General features: G+C 62.8%; 13 protein-coding genes and 1 pseudogene. 13 read left to right on the top strand and 1 reads right to left on the bottom strand.

Annotated elements, in window-relative coordinates:
* Window positions 1-91: 91 nt before the first annotated feature.
* Window positions 92-1,081: a GntR family transcriptional regulator gene (locus LRS56_20965; protein ID WDU61291.1), complete on the bottom strand. Its 990-nt coding sequence runs from the start codon at window positions 1,079-1,081 to the stop codon at window positions 92-94.
* 336 nt (window positions 1,082-1,417) lie between these two features.
* On the opposite strand from LRS56_20965, the gene LRS56_20960 reads away from it, so the two are divergent.
* From LRS56_20960 to LRS56_20900, 13 genes and pseudogenes are all read left to right on the top strand, one after another.
* Complete coding sequence (locus tag LRS56_20960; GenBank protein WDU61290.1) at window positions 1,418-2,749, top strand: amidase; 1,332 nt, start codon at window positions 1,418-1,420, stop codon at window positions 2,747-2,749.
* 12 nt (window positions 2,750-2,761) lie between these two features.
* On the top strand, window positions 2,762-3,640 hold the full coding sequence (locus tag LRS56_20955; protein WDU61289.1) for a polysaccharide deacetylase: 879 nt from the start codon (window positions 2,762-2,764) through the stop codon (window positions 3,638-3,640).
* 27 nt (window positions 3,641-3,667) lie between these two features.
* The gene (locus tag LRS56_20950) at window positions 3,668-5,008 is read left to right on the top strand and encodes an MFS transporter (protein ID WDU61288.1); all 1,341 of its coding nucleotides are present in this window, start codon (window positions 3,668-3,670) and stop codon (window positions 5,006-5,008) included.
* Window positions 5,009-5,018: 10 nt separating this feature from the next.
* Window positions 5,019-5,780 (top strand): SDR family NAD(P)-dependent oxidoreductase, encoded by a 762-nt coding sequence (locus LRS56_20945; GenBank protein ID WDU61287.1) that lies wholly within the window; start codon window positions 5,019-5,021, stop codon window positions 5,778-5,780.
* Window positions 5,781-5,916: 136 nt separating this feature from the next.
* Window positions 5,917-6,666, top strand: coding sequence for an SDR family NAD(P)-dependent oxidoreductase (locus LRS56_20940; GenBank protein ID WDU61286.1), 750 nt, complete (start codon window positions 5,917-5,919; stop codon window positions 6,664-6,666).
* A 13-nt stretch (window positions 6,667-6,679) separates the two neighbouring features.
* Window positions 6,680-6,973, top strand: coding sequence for a hypothetical protein (locus LRS56_20935; protein ID WDU61285.1), 294 nt, complete (start codon window positions 6,680-6,682; stop codon window positions 6,971-6,973).
* A gap of 62 nt (window positions 6,974-7,035) precedes the next feature.
* A complete protein-coding gene (locus LRS56_20930; protein ID WDU61284.1) occupies window positions 7,036-8,010 on the top strand; it encodes a GTP-binding protein in 975 nt (324 codons plus the stop codon).
* Window positions 8,007-9,218, top strand: coding sequence for an extracellular solute-binding protein (locus LRS56_20925; GenBank protein WDU61283.1), 1,212 nt, complete (start codon window positions 8,007-8,009; stop codon window positions 9,216-9,218). The genes LRS56_20930 and LRS56_20925 overlap by 4 nt, the downstream gene beginning before the upstream one ends.
* A gap of 1,030 nt (window positions 9,219-10,248) precedes the next feature.
* The gene (locus tag LRS56_20920; protein WDU61282.1) at window positions 10,249-12,585 is read left to right on the top strand and encodes an EAL domain-containing protein; all 2,337 of its coding nucleotides are present in this window, start codon (window positions 10,249-10,251) and stop codon (window positions 12,583-12,585) included.
* A 258-nt stretch (window positions 12,586-12,843) separates the two neighbouring features.
* Window positions 12,844-13,472, top strand: a pseudogene (locus LRS56_20915) (methylamine utilization protein).
* Window positions 13,456-15,804: an EAL domain-containing protein gene (locus LRS56_20910; protein WDU61281.1), complete on the top strand. Its 2,349-nt coding sequence runs from the start codon at window positions 13,456-13,458 to the stop codon at window positions 15,802-15,804. The pseudogene LRS56_20915 and the gene LRS56_20910 overlap by 17 nt, the downstream one beginning before the upstream one ends.
* 5 nt (window positions 15,805-15,809) lie before the next feature.
* Entirely contained in the window at window positions 15,810-16,673 is an 864-nt protein-coding gene (locus LRS56_20905) for a DUF3034 family protein (protein ID WDU61280.1), read from the top strand.
* On the top strand, window positions 16,673-17,092 hold the full coding sequence (locus tag LRS56_20900; protein ID WDU61279.1) for a group 1 truncated hemoglobin: 420 nt from the start codon (window positions 16,673-16,675) through the stop codon (window positions 17,090-17,092). The genes LRS56_20905 and LRS56_20900 overlap by 1 nt, the downstream gene beginning before the upstream one ends.
* The last annotated feature ends 170 nt before the right edge of the window (window positions 17,093-17,262 follow it).

Below are 17,262 nucleotides of genomic sequence, written 5' to 3'. Positions count from 1 at the left end.
GCTCGCGAATGCGCTGGGTCAGCCAATACATCGCTGACTGACCCAGCGCATTCGCGAGCAAGCCCGCTCCCACATTCTGCACCGCATGGGGTCAGCTGATTTTGTGCAGGTAGGCGGGCAGGGGTTGTTCTGGCAGGACTGAGAGCACCTTCAGCCTCTGCAGCATCCGTTGCCGAGCCCGCTGCAAATGCTCACGCAGGTTCAGCGCCGCGGCATCGAATGCTCCATGTAGCAACAGCTCCAGAATCAGGCGATGTTCGGCAAGCATGGCCGGATCAGCACCGATCCCCAGCAAACGGTAGAAAATCCGACTGATGATCATCGGGCTCTGGCCTTGGCGGATCAGCGCGGCGATCTTGCGGTTTTGCAGACCGGCCAGGCAGCGCTGGTGCAAATCCTCTTCGATCTGCTCGATGGCTTCCAGGCTGCAATGGGGGCTGTCCTGGGCCTCCAGCACGCGCTGTAACATGGCTTCGAGCAGTTCGCGGTCGAGGTTGGGCGCGCTCTGGCGCAAGGCTTCGGGCTCAAGGCAGGCGCGCAGTTCGTAGTCTTCGGTGACTTCCCGCGCCGTCAAAGGCCCGGCCAACCATTGGGAGTAGGGCTCTTTTTCCACCAGGCCACGGTCGCGCAGGCGCATCAGCGCTTCGCGCACCACGGCGCGGCTGACGCCGTAGTGGTCGGCGGCGGCTTGTTCATCCAGACGGTAATGGCCGAAAGCAATGCAGGTGGACAACGCCGCGCCGATTTCCTCGACGATCCGCTCGCCCAGCGGCCGCGTGTCCACCAGCTCATCCTCGCCGTTCAGGCCCAGGTGCGCATGGCTCAGGGGCAGGCGCAGCGGCTCCATGGCCAGGCCGTCGGGGTTGATCAGGTAACCCCGGCCGTTGAAGCGGCAGATCAAGCCTTCTGCGTGCAACAGGTCCAGCGCCTTGCGCACCGGTACGCGACTGGTGCCGAACAATTCGGCCAGCGGCGCTTCCAGCAGCACCAGCCCGTGGCGGGCGGTGCCGTTGACGATCGCGTCACGCAACAGCTGGTGAATCATCGCGTAACGGGAGGCCGAGGCGGACACTGCTTTCATCGGTTTCTCTGAGCGGGGTTGGACGATGGCCGGGGATTCTCTCATAGATGCGCCTGTCACTCTGCGCCACATCGGCGGCACTTTTTTGGGGCCTCAACTACCGGAATGTTACTTTTCTGCACCAAAATGTACTTATTAATAAAAGATACATTATTTCATTGGAGGCTCATGGCCCACGCTGTGCAAGCTTTTTTTCTCAACCTTCAGACCATCTATCCCGTAGCTCTGCGCGCTATCGCTGAAACCCACACATGGGCGCGCTGACAGACTGGCACGAAACCTGCCTTTGTAAAATGTACATTTTATTAATATGTACGTTTTATGAGGATCAACCCGATGTCAGACGCCACTTCAATGGCCGAGGATTTCGCCAGCGGTCGCAGCGACCCGGTGCAAGCCCTCGAACAGGCGCTCGATAAGGCCAGCCAGGTCCCGGCGGTATTTATCAGCCTGACCGCCGAGCGCGCCCGCCGTGAAGCTGAAGCGGCTGCCGCCCGCTGGCGTGCCGGCCAGCCCTTGAGCGTGTTCGATGGCGTGCCCCTGGCCTGGAAAGACCTGTTCGACGTGGCCGGCAGCATCACCACCGCCGGCGCCGCCTACCGCCGCAACGCGCCAGCCGCCCTGCTGGATGCGCCGAGCGTGGGCCTGTTGTGCCGCGCCGGGATGGTCAGCGTCGGCAAGACCAACCTCAGCGAACTGGCCTATTCCGGGTTGGGCCTGAACCCGCATTTCGGTACGCCGCACAACCCGCATGGCACTGACCAACCGCGTATTCCCGGTGGCTCGTCGTCCGGTTCGGCGGTGGCGGTGGCTGCCGATATCGTCCCCATCGCCATGGGCACCGACACCGCCGGTTCCATCCGCATCCCCGCCGCCCTCAACGGTCTGGTGGGGTACCGCAGCAGCAGCCGACGCTACAGCCGCGACGGTGTATTCCCGCTGGCCCGCACCCTCGATAGCCTCGGCCCACTCAGCCGCAGTGTGCGCGATGCGCTGGCCATCGACGACTTGCTCCACGGCCGCACGCAAACCCATAGCGCACGCAGCCTGAAGGGTCAGCGCCTGGTGCTTGAGCAAGGCGCGCTGGAAGATATCGAACCGGCCGTGCGCAACAATTTGCTGCGAGCCATGGAGCAACTCAAGGCCGCTGGCGCGCTGGTCGAGGTGCGCCCGTGCGCGGCCTTCCAGGCCACTCTGGACCTGATCAAGCAGCAGGGCTGGCTCGGTTCCTTCGAGGCTTTCGCCTTGCACGAAGCCTTGCTCGACAGCCGCGATGCGGAGCAACTCGACCCGCGGGTGCGCCGCCGCCTTGAGGCAGCGCGCTCGCTGCCGGCCAGCCAGCTTATCGCCCTGACCGATGCGCGCCGCCGTCTGCAACAACAACTGATCGATGACCTGGATGGCGCGATTCTGATCACCCCCACCGTCGCCCATGTCGCGCCGGCCCTGGCACCGCTGGAAGCCGACGACGGGCTGTTCGTCAGCACCAACCTCGCCACCCTGCGCCTGACCATGCCCGGCAGTTTGCTCGACATGCCCGGCGTCAGCCTGCCCAGCGGCCGCGATGCCCTGGGTTTACCGACCGGCCTGCTGCTCAGCGCCCCCAGTGGTGAAGACGCACGCTTGCTCAGGGCCGCGCTGTCGGTCGAAACCGCACTTATTCTTTAAGGAGAACACCCCATGGCTAAAGACATCCTCTGTGCATTTGGCGTCGACGTAGACGCCGTCGCCGGCTGGCTCGGTTCCTACGGCGGCGAAGACTCGCCCGATGACATCTCCCGCGGCCTGTTCGCCGGTGAAATCGGCGCGCCGCGCTTGCTCAAACTCTTCGAGCGCTATGGCCTGCGCACCACCTGGTTTATCCCCGGCCACTCGATGGAAACCTTCCCCGAGCAAATGAAGGCCGTCGCCGACGCCGGCCACGAGATCGGTGTGCACGGCTATAGCCACGAAAACCCGATTGCGATGACGGCCGAGCAGGAAGAAATCGTCCTCGACAAGTCCATCGAACTGATCACCCAGGTCACCGGCAAACGCCCCACCGGCTACGTCGCGCCGTGGTGGGAATTCAGCAAGGTCACCAACGAGCTGCTGCTGAAAAAAGGCATCAAGTACGACCACAGCCTGATGCACAACGACTTCCACCCCTACTACGTGCGCAAGGGTGATAGCTGGACCAAGATCGACTACAGCCAGCACCCCGACACCTGGATGAAACCCCTGGTGCGCGGCGAAGAAACCGACCTGGTGGAGATCCCGGCCAACTGGTACCTCGACGACCTGCCGCCGATGATGTTCATCAAGAAAGCCCCCAACAGCCACGGCTTCGTCAACCCGCGTCACCTCGAAGAAATGTGGCGCGACCAGTTCGACTGGGTCTACCGCGAGCACGAACATGCGGTGTTCACCATGACTATCCACCCCGACGTGTCCGGCCGCCCGCAAGTGCTGTTGATGCTTGAGCGCCTGATTGAACACATCCAGAGCCATGCCGGCGTGCGCTTCGTCACCTTCGACGAAATCGCCGACGACTTTATCCGCCGCCAACCGCGTACCTGACACTCACCCACCCCCGAGGCGCGATTTATGTCCATCTACAACAAGCTTGACCTGACTGGCTGGAAACCCCGGCAATTGACCTCCCAGGAAGTGCGCTTTGCCACCTGGATCGCGTTTTTCGCCTGGGTGTTTGCGGTGTATGACTTCATTCTGTTCGGCACCTTGCTGCCGGAGATCGGCCGGCATTTTGGCTGGGGTGAGGTGGAGCAAGCTGAGATCGCGACCTGGGTGGCGGTGGGCACGGCGGTGGTCGCGTTTGCCATTGGCCCTGTCGTCGACAAGTTGGGGCGTCGCAAAGGCATTATCTTCACCGTGGCCGGCTCCGCGCTGTGCTCGGCACTGACCGCGATTGGCGGGGCGTGGGGCAAGTCGCCGCTGATTCTGATCCGTTCGTTGGGTGGCCTGGGTTATGCCGAAGAAACCGTCAACGCCACGTATTTGAGCGAACTGTATGGCGCCTCGGAAGATCCGCGCCTGACCAAACGCCGTGGGTTTATCTATAGCCTGGTGCAGGGCGGCTGGCCGGTCGGTGCATTGATCGCCGCCGGTTTGACCGCACTGCTGCTGCCGATCATCGGCTGGCAGGGCTGCTTCATCTTCGCCGCGATCCCGGCGGTGGTGATCGCGATCATGGCGCGCAAGCTCAAGGAGAGCCCGCAATTCCAGATTCACCAGCGCATCAGCCAACTGCGTAAAAGCGGCGCGGTGAAAGAAGCGCAAAACGTCGCCGTGACTTATGGCGTGGACTACGACGAGCACAGCAAGGCCGGTCTCAAAGCTGCCTTCCGTGGCCCGGCCCGCCGCGCCACGCTGGTGATCGGCGCCGCGCTGTTGCTCAACTGGGCGGCGATCCAGGTGTTCAGCGTGCTGGGTACCTCGGTGATCGTCAGCGTGCACCACATCTCGTTCGAGAACTCGCTGATCATTCTGGTGCTGTCGAACCTGGTGGGCTACTGCGGCTACCTGACACACGGCTGGATGGGCGACAAGATTGGCCGTCGCAATGTCATCGGCCTGGGCTGGATGCTTGGCGGGCTGTCGTTTGCCGGGATGCTGTTCGGCCCGAGCAATATGCCGATGGTGGTCGGGCTGTACAGCCTGGGCCTGTTTTTTCTGATCGGGCCGTACTCGGCGGCGCTGTTCTTTATCAGCGAGAGTTTCCCCACCAGCATCCGCGCCACCGGTGGCGCGATCATCCATGCCATGGGCCCGATTGGTGCGGTTGTCGCAGGTTTTGGCGCGACCCAGGTGTTGTCCGCCGGCAGCGACTGGCAGACCGCCGCGCTGTGGTTCGGCGCGCTGCCGTGCTTCCTGTCCGGCGCCCTGATGTTTGCCGCACGCCATGTGCGTCCGGAAACCGTTCAGTAAGGAGTTACCGATGAGCCGTAAAGTTGCCTTGATTACCGGTGCCGCCAGCGGCATCGGCCAGGCCCTCGCCGTGGCCTATGCCAAGGTTGGCGTGGCGGTGGTGGGCGGGTATTACCCGGCCGATCCGCATGACCCGCAAACCACCGTTGCCTTGGTGGAAGAAGCCGGCGGCGAGTGCCTGATGCTGGCGCTGGACGTGGGCGATACCGCCTCGGTAGACGCCTTGGCCGCCCAGGCCGTGGAGCATTTCGGCCGCCTCGATTACGCGGTGGCCAACGCCGGCCTGCTGCGGCGTGCGCCGTTGCTGGAGATGACCGATGAGCTGTGGAACGAGATGCTCAATGTCGACCTGACGGGGGTGATGCGCACCTTCCGGGCGGCGGCTCGGCATATGGGCGAGGGCGGCGCGCTGGTGGCGATTTCATCGATTGCCGGTGGCGTATATGGCTGGCAGGAACACAGCCATTACGCGGCGGCCAAGGCCGGTGTGCCGGGGTTGTGCCGTTCTTTGGCGGTGGAACTGGCGGCCCAGGGAATCCGCTGCAACGCAGTGATTCCCGGGTTGATCGAGACGCCGCAGTCATTGGATGCGAAGAACTCGCTGGGGCCTGAAGGCTTGGCGAAAGCCGCGCGGGCCATTCCATTGGGGCGGGTAGGGCGGGCCGATGAAGTGGCGTCGCTGGTGCAGTTTTTGACCAGTGAGGCGTCGAGTTATCTGACCGGGCAGAGCATCGTGATCGACGGCGGCCTGACCGTGCGCTGGCCAGACTGACTGTACTCAGTCTGAAAATGTGGGAGCTGGCTTGCCTGCGATAGCGGTGGGTCAGCCCCAACTGTATTTACCGACACACCGCTATCGCAGGCAAGCCAGCTCCCACATGGGCGGTGTTTGTTTCAGGAGTTTTTGTATGCCCCAACTCACCCACCGCCGCGCCGTCATCACCGGCGCCGGCAGCGGCATCGGTGCCGCCATCGCCCGGGCGTATGCCGCTGAAGGTGCGCGCCTGCTATTGGCCGACCGCAACGCCGTGAGCCTGGCCGAAACCGCGATCACCTGCCGCAACCTCGGCGCCGAGGTGGTCGAGTGCCTGGCGGATGTAGGCACCGTTGAAGGCGCCCAGGCCAGTGTCGACCGTTGCGTCGAGCACTTCGGCGGCATCGACATTCTGGTCAATAATGCCGGCATGTTGACCCAGGCGCGCTGCGTCGACCTGACCATCGAGATGTGGAACGACATGCTGCGCGTCGACCTCACCAGTGTGTTCGTCGCCAGCCAGCGCGCCCTGCCGCATATGCTGGCGCAGCGCTGGGGGCGGATCATCAACGTCGCCTCGCAACTGGGCATCAAGGGCGGTGCCGAGCTGACCCACTACGCCGCCGCCAAGGCCGGGGTGATCGGCTTTACCAAATCCCTGGCGCTGGAGGTGGCCAAGGACAATGTGCTGGTCAACGCCATCGCCCCCGGCCCGATTGAAACGCCATTGGTGGGCGGGATCAGCGACGACTGGAAACGTGCCAAGGCCGCTGAACTGCCGCTGGGCCGCTTCGGCCTGGCCGATGAAGTGGCGCCCACCGCCGTGCTGCTCGCCAGTGAGCCTGGCGGCAACCTGTTTGTCGGCCAGACGTTGGGCCCGAACTCCGGCGATGTCATGCCATGAGTGAGGTATAGCCATGTGCGGACTCTGCGGATTGCTCGGCGAAGACCTGCACTGGAGCGACCCCCTGGGCGATGAGCTGCCCAGGCGCCGTGAACGCCTGCGCCGGATCGCCGCCATCAACCAGGTGCTGGCGGTGTTCCGGCTCAAGGTCGAAGACTTCCAGGGCGCGTCCTACCTGCTGTTGGGCGCCACCGGCAAACAAGCACTGGCGAGCGGCCTGGATCAACTCTGGCAGGCGGCTGAAAGCATGTTGGGTCGGCCGTTGGATCCTCTCGATCCCCAACTACTCGACCATCTTGAACGGTAAACCCGCCCCCTGTGGAGAGGAAGCACGCGCCCTCGCCACACAAGCAGGTATGGAGCACCACTATGAGCATCGCCCTCAATGTCATCACCGGGTTTCTCGGCAGCGGCAAAACCACGTTGCTCAAGCGCCTGCTGCAAGGCGAAAGCCTCGGCGATACGGCTTTGCTGATCAATGAATTCGGCGATGTCGGCATTGACCATCTGTTGGTGGAGGAAGTGGCGCCGAACACCGTACTGCTGCCCAGCGGCTGCATCTGCTGCTCGATCCGTGGCGAGCTGAAAGACGCGCTGCTCGGCCTGCTGCAACGCCGCGAGCGCGGTGAAATCCCGGCGTTCAAACGGGTGATCCTGGAGACCACCGGCCTGGCCGACCCGGCGCCGATCCTCGCCACGCTGAACAACGACGTGCAACTGCGCGGGCGTTTCCATATCGGCCTGGTGATCACGCTGGTCGACGCCAGCCACGCCGCCCTGCAAGAACGCCTGCACCCGGAATGGCTGGCGCAGGTGGCGGCGGCGGATCGCTTGCTGCTGAGCAAGACCGACCTTGAGGGCGATTGCCCTGAGCTGCGCGCACACTTGCAAGCGCTGAATGCCGGTACGCCGATCCTTGATACCCACGACATCCACAGCGGCGATCAACTGTTGCTCGGCGAAGGCTTGCGCAGCGCGGAACCTGCCGTGGAAGTCAGCCGCTGGCAACTGCATCAAGCCACCAGCGTGACTCACGGCGCCGCGCAGGTGTGCAGCCTGACCTTCGACCAGCCGCTCGACTGGGTGGGTTTCGGGGTGTGGCTGTCGATGCTGTTAAGATGCCACGGCGAACGAATCCTTCGTGTCAAAGGGCTGCTCAACGTGAATGCCAGTAACGCCCCCATCGTCATTCATGGCGTGCAGCATTGCCTGCATGCCCCGGTGCACTTGCCTGCGTGGCCGGGCAACGATCGGCAGTCGCGCCTGGTCTTCATCCTGCGCGGTCTTGACCCTGCCTTGCTGCGGCGCTCCTTTGAAGTGTTCTCACGGCGGTTCGCGGCATGATCACACTGCGCGTTCTCGGTACTTCGGTGACCTTGCTGGAAAGCCTGCGCGTACGCGCCGAACAGGAACTGGGTATCCGCCTGGTGTACCAGGTGCACGACGTTGAACAGGCCCAGCGCATCGCGGTGATGCAGCCCGACAGCTACGACCTGTATGACCAGTGGTTCCACAACGTCGACTTTGTGTGGCCGGCGCGGGCGATCCAGCCTATCGATACGCGGCGCATTGCGCTGTGGCACGAGATCAACGACCTGCCCAAGCGTGGGCGCCTGTCGCCCGATGACCGGTTGGGCAGCGGCAGCGTGCCCAGCGAACGGCTGTTCGTGCAGCACGATGGCAGCCTCGGCAGCACAGTGACCGAGCGCATCAGCATGCTGCCTCTGACCCACAATGCCGACAGTTTTGCCTACCGCCCCGAGCGCTTGCCTGAGGGTTTTTGCCACGGCAATGAAAGCTGGGGGTGGTTGCTGGACCCGGCATGGGGTGCGCGCACCGCCCTGCAGAGCGATGCCGCCATCGGTGCCCTGGACGCCGCGCTGGCGGTGCAGGGGGCGGGGCTGGCGAGCTTCAAGGATATCGGCAATATGAGCATCGAAGAGATCGATACCCTGGCTGACATTCTGGTGCGCAAGCAGAAGCAAGGGCACTTTGCGGCGTTCTGGTCTGATGATGAAGAGGCGGCGCAATTGATGCTCAGCCCGAGCATTGATATTCAGAGTTTGTGGTCGCCGACCTTGATGCGGCTGCATCGTGCGGGGGTGAAGTATCGTCTGGCGGTGCCACGTGAGGGGTATCGCGCCTGGTTTGGTGGGTTGTCCTTGTCGCGCCATGCTCGAGGGCCTGTGTTGGATGCTGCTTATGCGTATTTGAATTGGTGGTTGTCTGGTTGGCCGGGGGCGGTGATGGCGCGTCAGGGGTATTACATCGGCAATCCGGCGCGTAGTCGTGATCATTTGAGCAGTGCTGAGTGGGATTACTGGTATGCCGGGAAGCCTGCGCGGGAGGAGTTGCTTGGGAGTGATGGGTTGCCGTTGATCGATATCGGCGAGGTGCGGGATGGGGGGTCTTATGAGGAGCGCATGGGGCATATTGCGGTTTGGAATTCGGTGATGGATGAGCATAATTATCTGGTGCGTAGGTGGGGGGGATTTTATGCGGGCTCGCTGTGTTTGATTTGGGTGTATATCCGTTGCTGCGGTAACGGCTGAGTAGGGTTCCGCTCTTACAGCGGGTCACTTTTGGAAGGACCCAAAAGTAACCAAAAGGTCCTCGCCCCATCACTCGGCACCTCGCTTAGGCTCGGTGTGCCCTCACTCCGGCTTGAATCCGTGGGCCGCCGCGATGGGCCATCCATGGCCCAGCGCGGCTAACCCGGCGTCCTGCCGGGTTGCCCACGGATTCAAGCCTGCGTTCGGCCATCGTGATTGACGGGGCGTCTCAGATCACGATCAAAAGCCCTGGATCAAAAGATCGCTGACTTCGTCAGCGGTAAGGATGTAAGGGCCACGGCAAAAACAAAGCAAAGCGAGGCGGCCTGACAGCCGACCTGAGCATTGAAGCCTTCCTCGGTTCAAATGTGGGAGCTGGCTTGCCTGCGATGGCATCGACTTGGTTTGCCTGATGCACCGAGGTGTCTGCATCGCAGGCAAGCCAGCTCCCACAGAAAAGCCAATCCACTGCAAGCCCGCTTTTGATCTACACCACTCAGGTCGGCTACTAGGCCGCCGTGCTCTGCTTTTGACTTTGATCTGAGGCGCCCCATTAACCACGCTGGCCGCACGCAGGCTTGAATCCGTGGGTAACCCGGCAGGACGCCGGGTTAGCCGCGCTGGGCCAAGGATGGCCCATCGCGGCGGCCCACGGATTCAAGTCTGCGTGCGGGCACACCGAGCCGGAGGCGAGGTGCCGAGTGGTGGGGCAAGAGCCCTTTGGTTACTTTTGGGGCTCTTTTCCAAAAGTGACTCGCTGTAAGAGCGAAACCAATAGCCGCCATCACCGCAGCAACGGATATGCACACCCACCCACCCACAACCCCAGCCAACCCTCTGTCGCCAATAAACCGCCACCAAAATCCCCGTATTTATTGAATGCGCTCAACCCAACTCCCAGCTAATCTCCTCAAACCAAACTCCCCACAAAAATAGATATTTTTTTGACGCCAGTCCGCAGTTGCCAGGAAAGCATATGACCAAGGGACGTACCGGCAGAGAGAGGCGAACGCTGCCAGAGGGCACTGCAATGAGGTGGCGCCATACGTTTCAAACCCGCATCGCCGGGGTGCTGGCGCTGTTGCTGTTGGTGGTAGTCGCCGCCACATACTTCGCCGTCAAGGCCGCCACCTCCCGCGCCGTGGAAAACCAGGCACAAGTCCAACTGAAAACCGGTAGCCAAGTGTTCGAACGCCTGCTGGACCTGCGCGGGCGCCGCCTGCAATACGGCCTCGACTGGCTGACCGTCGACGGCCCGTTCAAACAGGCCGTGGCCGAAGGCCACACCGTGCCGATCCTGGCCGCCCTGCGTCGGCATGGCACCGGTATTCGCTCCAGTGAAGTGTTTGTGCTGGGCCTGGATGGCAAGGTCATAGTCAGCACCTTGCCCCTGCTCACACGCGGCCAACCGTTTCCTTATGACGCGGCGCTGCGCCACGCACGGCGCAGCGGCCTGCAGATGCTGATTGTGGCCATGGACGGTCGGCCCTATTTGCTGGTGCAGGACGAAGTGCTCGACCCGCTGCCCGTCGCGCGCGTGGTCATGGGCTTTCCCATGGACAAGCTGTTCGCCAATGAACTGCGCTCCATGAGCAACCTTGAAGTGTCGTTCCTCAGCGTGCAAAACGGCCAGCCCGGCCCGTTGTTGAGCACCCAGCCCGACGCCTATCAGGCCGCCACCCTCAGCCTGTTGCGCGAGGGGCACCTGAACCCCGAGCCGCAGATCCAGCAGTTCTATGGCGAGCGCGTGCTCAGCCAGGTAATGCCGCTGGCCAACACCGGTGACGGCGATGAAGTGCGGGTGTTGCTGCAAAGCCCGCTGGACCACGCGCTGGAATCCTTTGCGCCGCTGGACCGGCAGTTCCTCGGGATTGCCCTGGCCGTGCTGGTGGTGTCGTTGGCCGGCGCGTTGTTCCTGGCGCGCCGTGTATCGCGCCCGCTTAACGCACTGGTTGAGGCCGCCGGGCGTATTGGTGCCGGTGATTACCGCACCCCGGTCCGGGTGCGCAGCCATGATGAGTTCGGTTTGCTGGCCCGCGCCTTCAATGCCATGCAAAGCGGCATCGCCGTGCGCGAACGGCAGTTGGCGCACAACGCCCTGCATGATCCGCTCACCGGCCTGCCGAATCGCGCCCTGGCCATGGAGCGCCTGGGCAGCGCGATCAGTGCGCAACGGCCCGTGGTGCTGCTGTACCTGGGGATCGAAAACTATCGGGTCATCAACGAAGGCTTTGGCCCTCAGGGCGTCGAGGAAATGCTGCGTGAGGCCAGCCGCTGTCTGTCCATGAGCCTGTTGGCCAGCGACACGGCAGCGCGCATTACCGGCAGTGAATTCCTGCTGTTGCTGGAAAACACCGAGATCGACCGCGCCGTGGCTCGCGCCGACCGCCTCTACGCGCTGCTCACCGAACCCCAGCGCATCGGCAATGATGAAGTGCGTCATGAAGTGAGCATCGGGATCGCGGCGTACCCCGCCGACGGCCAGCAGGTTGAAGAACTGATCAACCGCGCCGCCATCGCGCGGCACGATGCGGCGACGCTGCCCGGTTATCTGCAGATCTACCAGCAAGACCGCGACTTGGCCCACCAGCGCCAGATCACCCTGATCCGCGACTTGCGCCGCGCCGCCGTCGAGGGCGAGTTGCACCTGTGCTACCAGCCCAAGCTCGACCTCAAGCACGGCCATGTGCGTCAGGCCGAAGCCTTGCTGCGCTGGCAGCATCCGACATTGGGGCTGGTGTCGCCCGCCGAATTCATCCCCCTGGCCGAGCGCACGGGCAGCATGAGCGGCCTGACGCAATGGGTGATCGAAGAAGCCATCCGCCAGATCGGCGAGTGGGCGCAGCGCGGGATGCATATCCAGTTGTCGGTGAATATTTCGGTGGACGACCTGGCCGATGATGACCTGGCGATTCGCGTCACCACCTTGCTGATGGAGTACGGCGTGCTGGCCCAGCAGCTTATTTTTGAAATCACCGAAAGCGCAATCATGCACAACCCCCAGCAGGCCCTGAGCGTGCTGGAGCAACTGCGCGGGTGCGGCATCAGCCTGTCAGTGGATGACTTTGGCACCGGCTATTCGTCGCTGGCGCAACTGCAGCGCCTGCCGGTGCAGGAGCTGAAGATCGACCAGTCGTTTGTGCGCAACCTCGACAGCACCAGTGGCGACGCAGTGATCGTGCGTTCCACCATCGAGATGAGCCACAACCTGGGGCTCAGGGTGGTGGCTGAAGGGGTCGAGTTCGAGCCCAGCCTCAAACTGCTCAAGCAGTGGAACTGCGACACCGCCCAGGGCTATCTGATCAGCCGCCCGCTGAGCGCCATGGCCTTCGAAATGTGGATGCGCCGGGCGGGTGTGCAGGTTTAAGCGCGTTTTTGTCGCCTATAGGTTTCTCCCTTCCGGCCGATAAGCTCTACATCTCCTGACCATTTGCATAGGTTTTTGCCGACCGGCGGTCAGGGCTCAGTGCACTTTAAATGATGGCAATTAGCCTTATTTGCGGCATCATCAGTACTGCTCGTTGCCCCGATTTTGTGCCAAGGCAGGCCGCTCTTTTTCTCTTTTTGCGGACTTTTCATGGTCAGGATTTTCCAGCGGTTTTTCTTTGTCGTGCTGTGGCTGACAATGGCCGGCCCCGCCGCGGCGGCAACGCTTGAGGTGCTGCTGCGCCAGGCCGATGGCAGCCCGGTGGCCGACGCGGTGGTCACCCTGCAAGGTCCCGCCAGCCTGCCGGCCGGTGCGCTCAAGGCCGATATGGACCAGCGCGGCCAGCGCTTCGCACCCCATGTGCTGGCGGTGCATACCGGCACTCAAGTGCGCTTTCCCAACAGCGACAATATCCGTCACCAGGTTTATTCCTTCTCCACCGCCAAGCGCTTCGAACTGCGGCTTTACGAAGGTACGCCTGCCGCTCCGTTGCTGTTCGACAAACCCGGGGTGGTGGTGCTGGGGTGCAATATCCATGACTGGATGCTCGGCTATATCTACGTCACCGACGACCCACGCTACGGCGTCAGCAATACCCAGGGCCGGGTACGCCTGGAGGAACTGCCCCCGGCGACTACCACGCCACCCTGTGGCACCCGCAACTGGTGGGTATGCAGCCGCTGGATGGCGGTACCTTGCACGTGCCGGCTGCCGGCCTCAGCCATTCGGTGGTGCTGAGCCTGGAACCTGCGCCCGCAGACCTGCCACCGGCCCCGACCGCCTTTGGCGACACGTTCAATCGAGCGGCCCATGAAACTGCGCAATAGCTTTCAGGCGCGGGTCGCCTGCGTGCTGATCCTGCTGTCGCTGGTGGTGATCGGCGCGCTGTATTTCAGCGTCAAGGCCGCGACCCGCTCGGCGGTGCACGGCCAGGCCCTGGCCCAGTTGGAGGTGGGCACGCGGGTGTTCGAGCGCTTGCTCGACGTGCGCGGCCGGCGCCTGGCCGATGGCGTGCAACTGCTGGCCGCCGACTTCGGTTTTCGCGATGCGGTGGCCAGTGGTGATTCGGCAACCATGCGCTCGGTGCTGCTCAACCACGGCAAGCGCATCAACGCGAGTGACATGATCCTGCTGGGCATGGACGGCAAGGTCCTGGCCAGCACCCTCGACGAAGTCCCCGAAGGCTCGACCTTTCGCTATGACCCGGCGCTGCGCGAAGCCCGGCGCAACCGCCAGGCCATGCTGATGGTGCCGCTGCAAGGCAAGCCGCACTTGCTGGTGGAGGCTTCGGTGCTGGCGCCGTTGCCGATTGCGCGGGTGGTGATGGGCTTCAGCATGGACGGCGCGTTTGCCGATGAATTGCGGTCGTTGAGCAACCTGGAAGTCTCGTTCCTGGCGATTGATCACGAGCGGCCCGGCGAGTTGGTCAGCACTCAGCCGCAGGTACTGAGGGACAGTATCAGCGCACTGATGCAAGGCGATTCGACGCGTCGCGGGGTCTCAACCACCGATCATCTTGAGCGCAGTTTCCTCAGCCAATCCCTGGTCCTGGCCAGTGATGAAAACGGCAAAGTCCTGGCCCTGTTGCAAAGCCCGCTGGATGCGGCGATGCAGGCGTTTGTGCCGTTGGATGAAAAGATCCTCGGCATCGCGCTGGTCGCGCTGATTGCCTCGTTGATCGGCGCCTTGCTGCTGGCGCGCACCGTGTCGCGGCCGGTGCAGGCGTTGGCGCTGGCGGCCGAACGCATCGGCCAGGGCGACTACCAGACCCCAGTGGTGCTGGCGCGCAGCGATGAACTGGGGCGGCTGGCGCATGCGGTCAATTCCATGCAAAGCGGGATCGCCGAGCGCGAACAACAGCTGGCGCACAATGCCCTGCATGATCGCCTCACCGGCCTGCCGAACCGTGCGTTGGCCATGGAACGCCTGGGCAGTGCGATTGCCCTGAACCGGCCGATGGCGCTGATCTACCTGGGCATCGATAACCTGCGCGCCGTCAGCGAAACCGCCGGGCCCGATGCGGTGGACCAACTTATGTTGGGCGTGAGTCAGCGCCTGCAAGCGACGTTGCGCCCCGGCGACACCCTGGCGCACCTGATCGCCGATGAATTCCTGCTGCTGCTCGAAGGTGCAGGCAGCGACGAAGCGGTGGGCATGGCCGACAAGCTGCAACAACTGCTGCTGCGCCCTCAGCGCTTCAACGGCCATGACCTGGCGCTGGATTGCCGCCTGGGCATTGCGACGTATCCGGCCGATGGCGAAAGCCCGCACACCTTGCTTGAGCGTGCGGCGATTGCGATGAGAGACGCCGCGCAACTGCCTGGCCGCCTGCAAATCTATGAACACGGCCGCGACCTCGCGCACCACCGCCAGATCACCTTGATTCGCGACCTGCGCCACGCGCCCAACCAGGGCCAATTGCTGCTGCATTACCAACCCAAACTGGATATTCGCCAGGGCCATGTGCGCCAGGCCGAAGCCCTGTTGCGCTGGCAGCATCCGCAGTTCGGCATGGTCTCGCCGGCGGAGTTCATCCCCCTGGCCGAGCGCACCGGCAGTATTCGGTTGCTGACCCAATGGGTGATCGAGGAGGGCATTCGCCAGCTGTGCGAATGGAACCGGCGCGGCTTGTATCTGCAGCTGTCGCTGAATATCTCGGCAGACGATTTGCTCGGCGATGAACTGGCCCATCGGGTCTCGGCCTTGTTGCGGCGCTATGGCCTGCCGGCGGAGCAACTGGTGTTCGAGATCACCGAGAGCGCGGTGATGCGCGAGCCGGAAAAAGCCCTCAAGGTCCTGCACCTGCTGCGCGACTGTGGCATCAGCCTGTCGGTGGATGATTTTGGTACGGGGTACTCCTCGCTCGCGCACCTCAAGCGTCTGCCGGTGCAGGAGCTGAAGATCGACCAGTCGTTTGTGCGCAACCTCGATGAAACCAGTGAGGACGCGGTGATCGTGCGTTCTACTATCGAGATGAGCCACAACCTGGGCCTCAAGGTGGTCGCCGAGGGCGTTGAATACGCCCACAGCCTGCGTCTTTTGGAACGCTGGCAGTGCGACACGGCTCAGGGTTACCTGATCAGCCGGCCCCTGGGGGCCGACGCTTTCGAAGCCTGGGTGGCGTTGCCCCTCAGTGCACAAACTTCCATGGTTCATTGAGTGGCATGACGGTGCGTGTTTCTTTTTTGATCGGTTGCCTTGGTGCATTGGCCTTGCAAACGGCGTTGGCCGATAACGGCCGGTTGCTCGCTACCGGCGGCGCCAGCAGCCTTGAGGGCGCGGCAGGTGGCGGCATTACGCCGTGGGCGGTGCTAGCCGGGTATGGCGAGCAGCACGAATGGGGCGCTACGGCGTTCGCCACCACGGTCAACCTGCCGGACTATCGGCTGGATGTGGCTGGGCTGGCGCTGGCCTATGACAATCGGGTCGAGCTGTCTTTCGCCCGCCAGCGCTTTGACCTCGGCACGCTGGTGCATAGGCTCAATCTGCCGCAAGACAACCTCGGGCAGGACGTGCTGGGCCTCAAGGTACGGTTGTTTGGCGATGTGATCTACGACGCGTTGCCGCAGGTGTCCCTGGGGGTGGAATACAAGCACCAGACCAATTTTGATATCCCCAAGCTCGTGGGCGCGAAGCGTGACAGCGACGTCGAGGGCTACCTTGCCGCCAGCCGTTTGTTCATGGGGGCGGCGTTTGGCTACAACGTGTTGGTCAATGGCAGCTTGCGCTACAGCCGGGCCAATGAAACCGGGTTGCTTGGTTTTGGTGGCGACCGTCGTGACAGTCGTAGCTTGCTCAAGGAGGGCTCGGTGGCGCTGCTGTTCAACCCGCGCTGGGCGCTGGGGGTGGAGTATCGCGAGAAGCCCGACAACTTGTCCTTTGCGGGTGAAAGTGACTGGGCGGATGTGTTTGTCGGCTACTTTCCCAATAAGCATGTGTCGTTTGTATTGGCTTATGCGCGACTGGGTGAGATTGCCACGCTGGATAACCAGAACGGCACTTATCTGTCGGTGCAGGGGAGTTTTTGATGCGCTTTTTAGAGGGGGTTCTGGTGTTGCTGCTGAGTGCTTGTGCGCAGCAACCGGTTAAGGATGACAGCCTGTATCGTGACCTTGGTGCGATGCCTGGTATTACGCGCATTGTCGAGGGCATGTTGCTTAACATTGCTCGGGATGAGCGGATTGTTGAACGCTTCCGGCGTGTTGATATTCAGCGCTTGCGTAACAAGCTGATCGAGCAGTTTTGTGTGGAGGCGGGGGGGCCTTGTACTTATACCGGGGATAGCATGGCGGAGAGTCACAAGGGGCAGAATGTGAGCCGCAGTGATTTTAATGCGTTGGTGGAGGATTTGATTAAGGCGATGGACAGCGAGGGGGTTGCGGTTCCGGTGCAGAATCGGTTGATTGGTAGGTTGGCGGTGATGCGGGGGGAGGTGATTGAGCGCTGATTTTGTGGTTGGGGTTGGGGTACATATCCGTTGTTTGGGTAACGGCTGAGTATGGTTCCGCTCTTACAGCGGGTCACTTTTTGAAGAGCGCAAAAAGTAACCAAAAACGCTTCGCCCCATCACTCGGCACCTCGCCTCCGGCTCGGTGTGCCCTCACGCAGGCTTGAATC

It is taken from the genome of Pseudomonas poae, assembly GCA_028869255.1.
Taxonomy (GTDB): domain Bacteria; phylum Pseudomonadota; class Gammaproteobacteria; order Pseudomonadales; family Pseudomonadaceae; genus Aquipseudomonas; species Aquipseudomonas poae_C.
The sequence above is the reverse complement of the archived record's forward strand: the minus strand, read 5'-3'. Positions and strand labels throughout refer to the sequence as shown.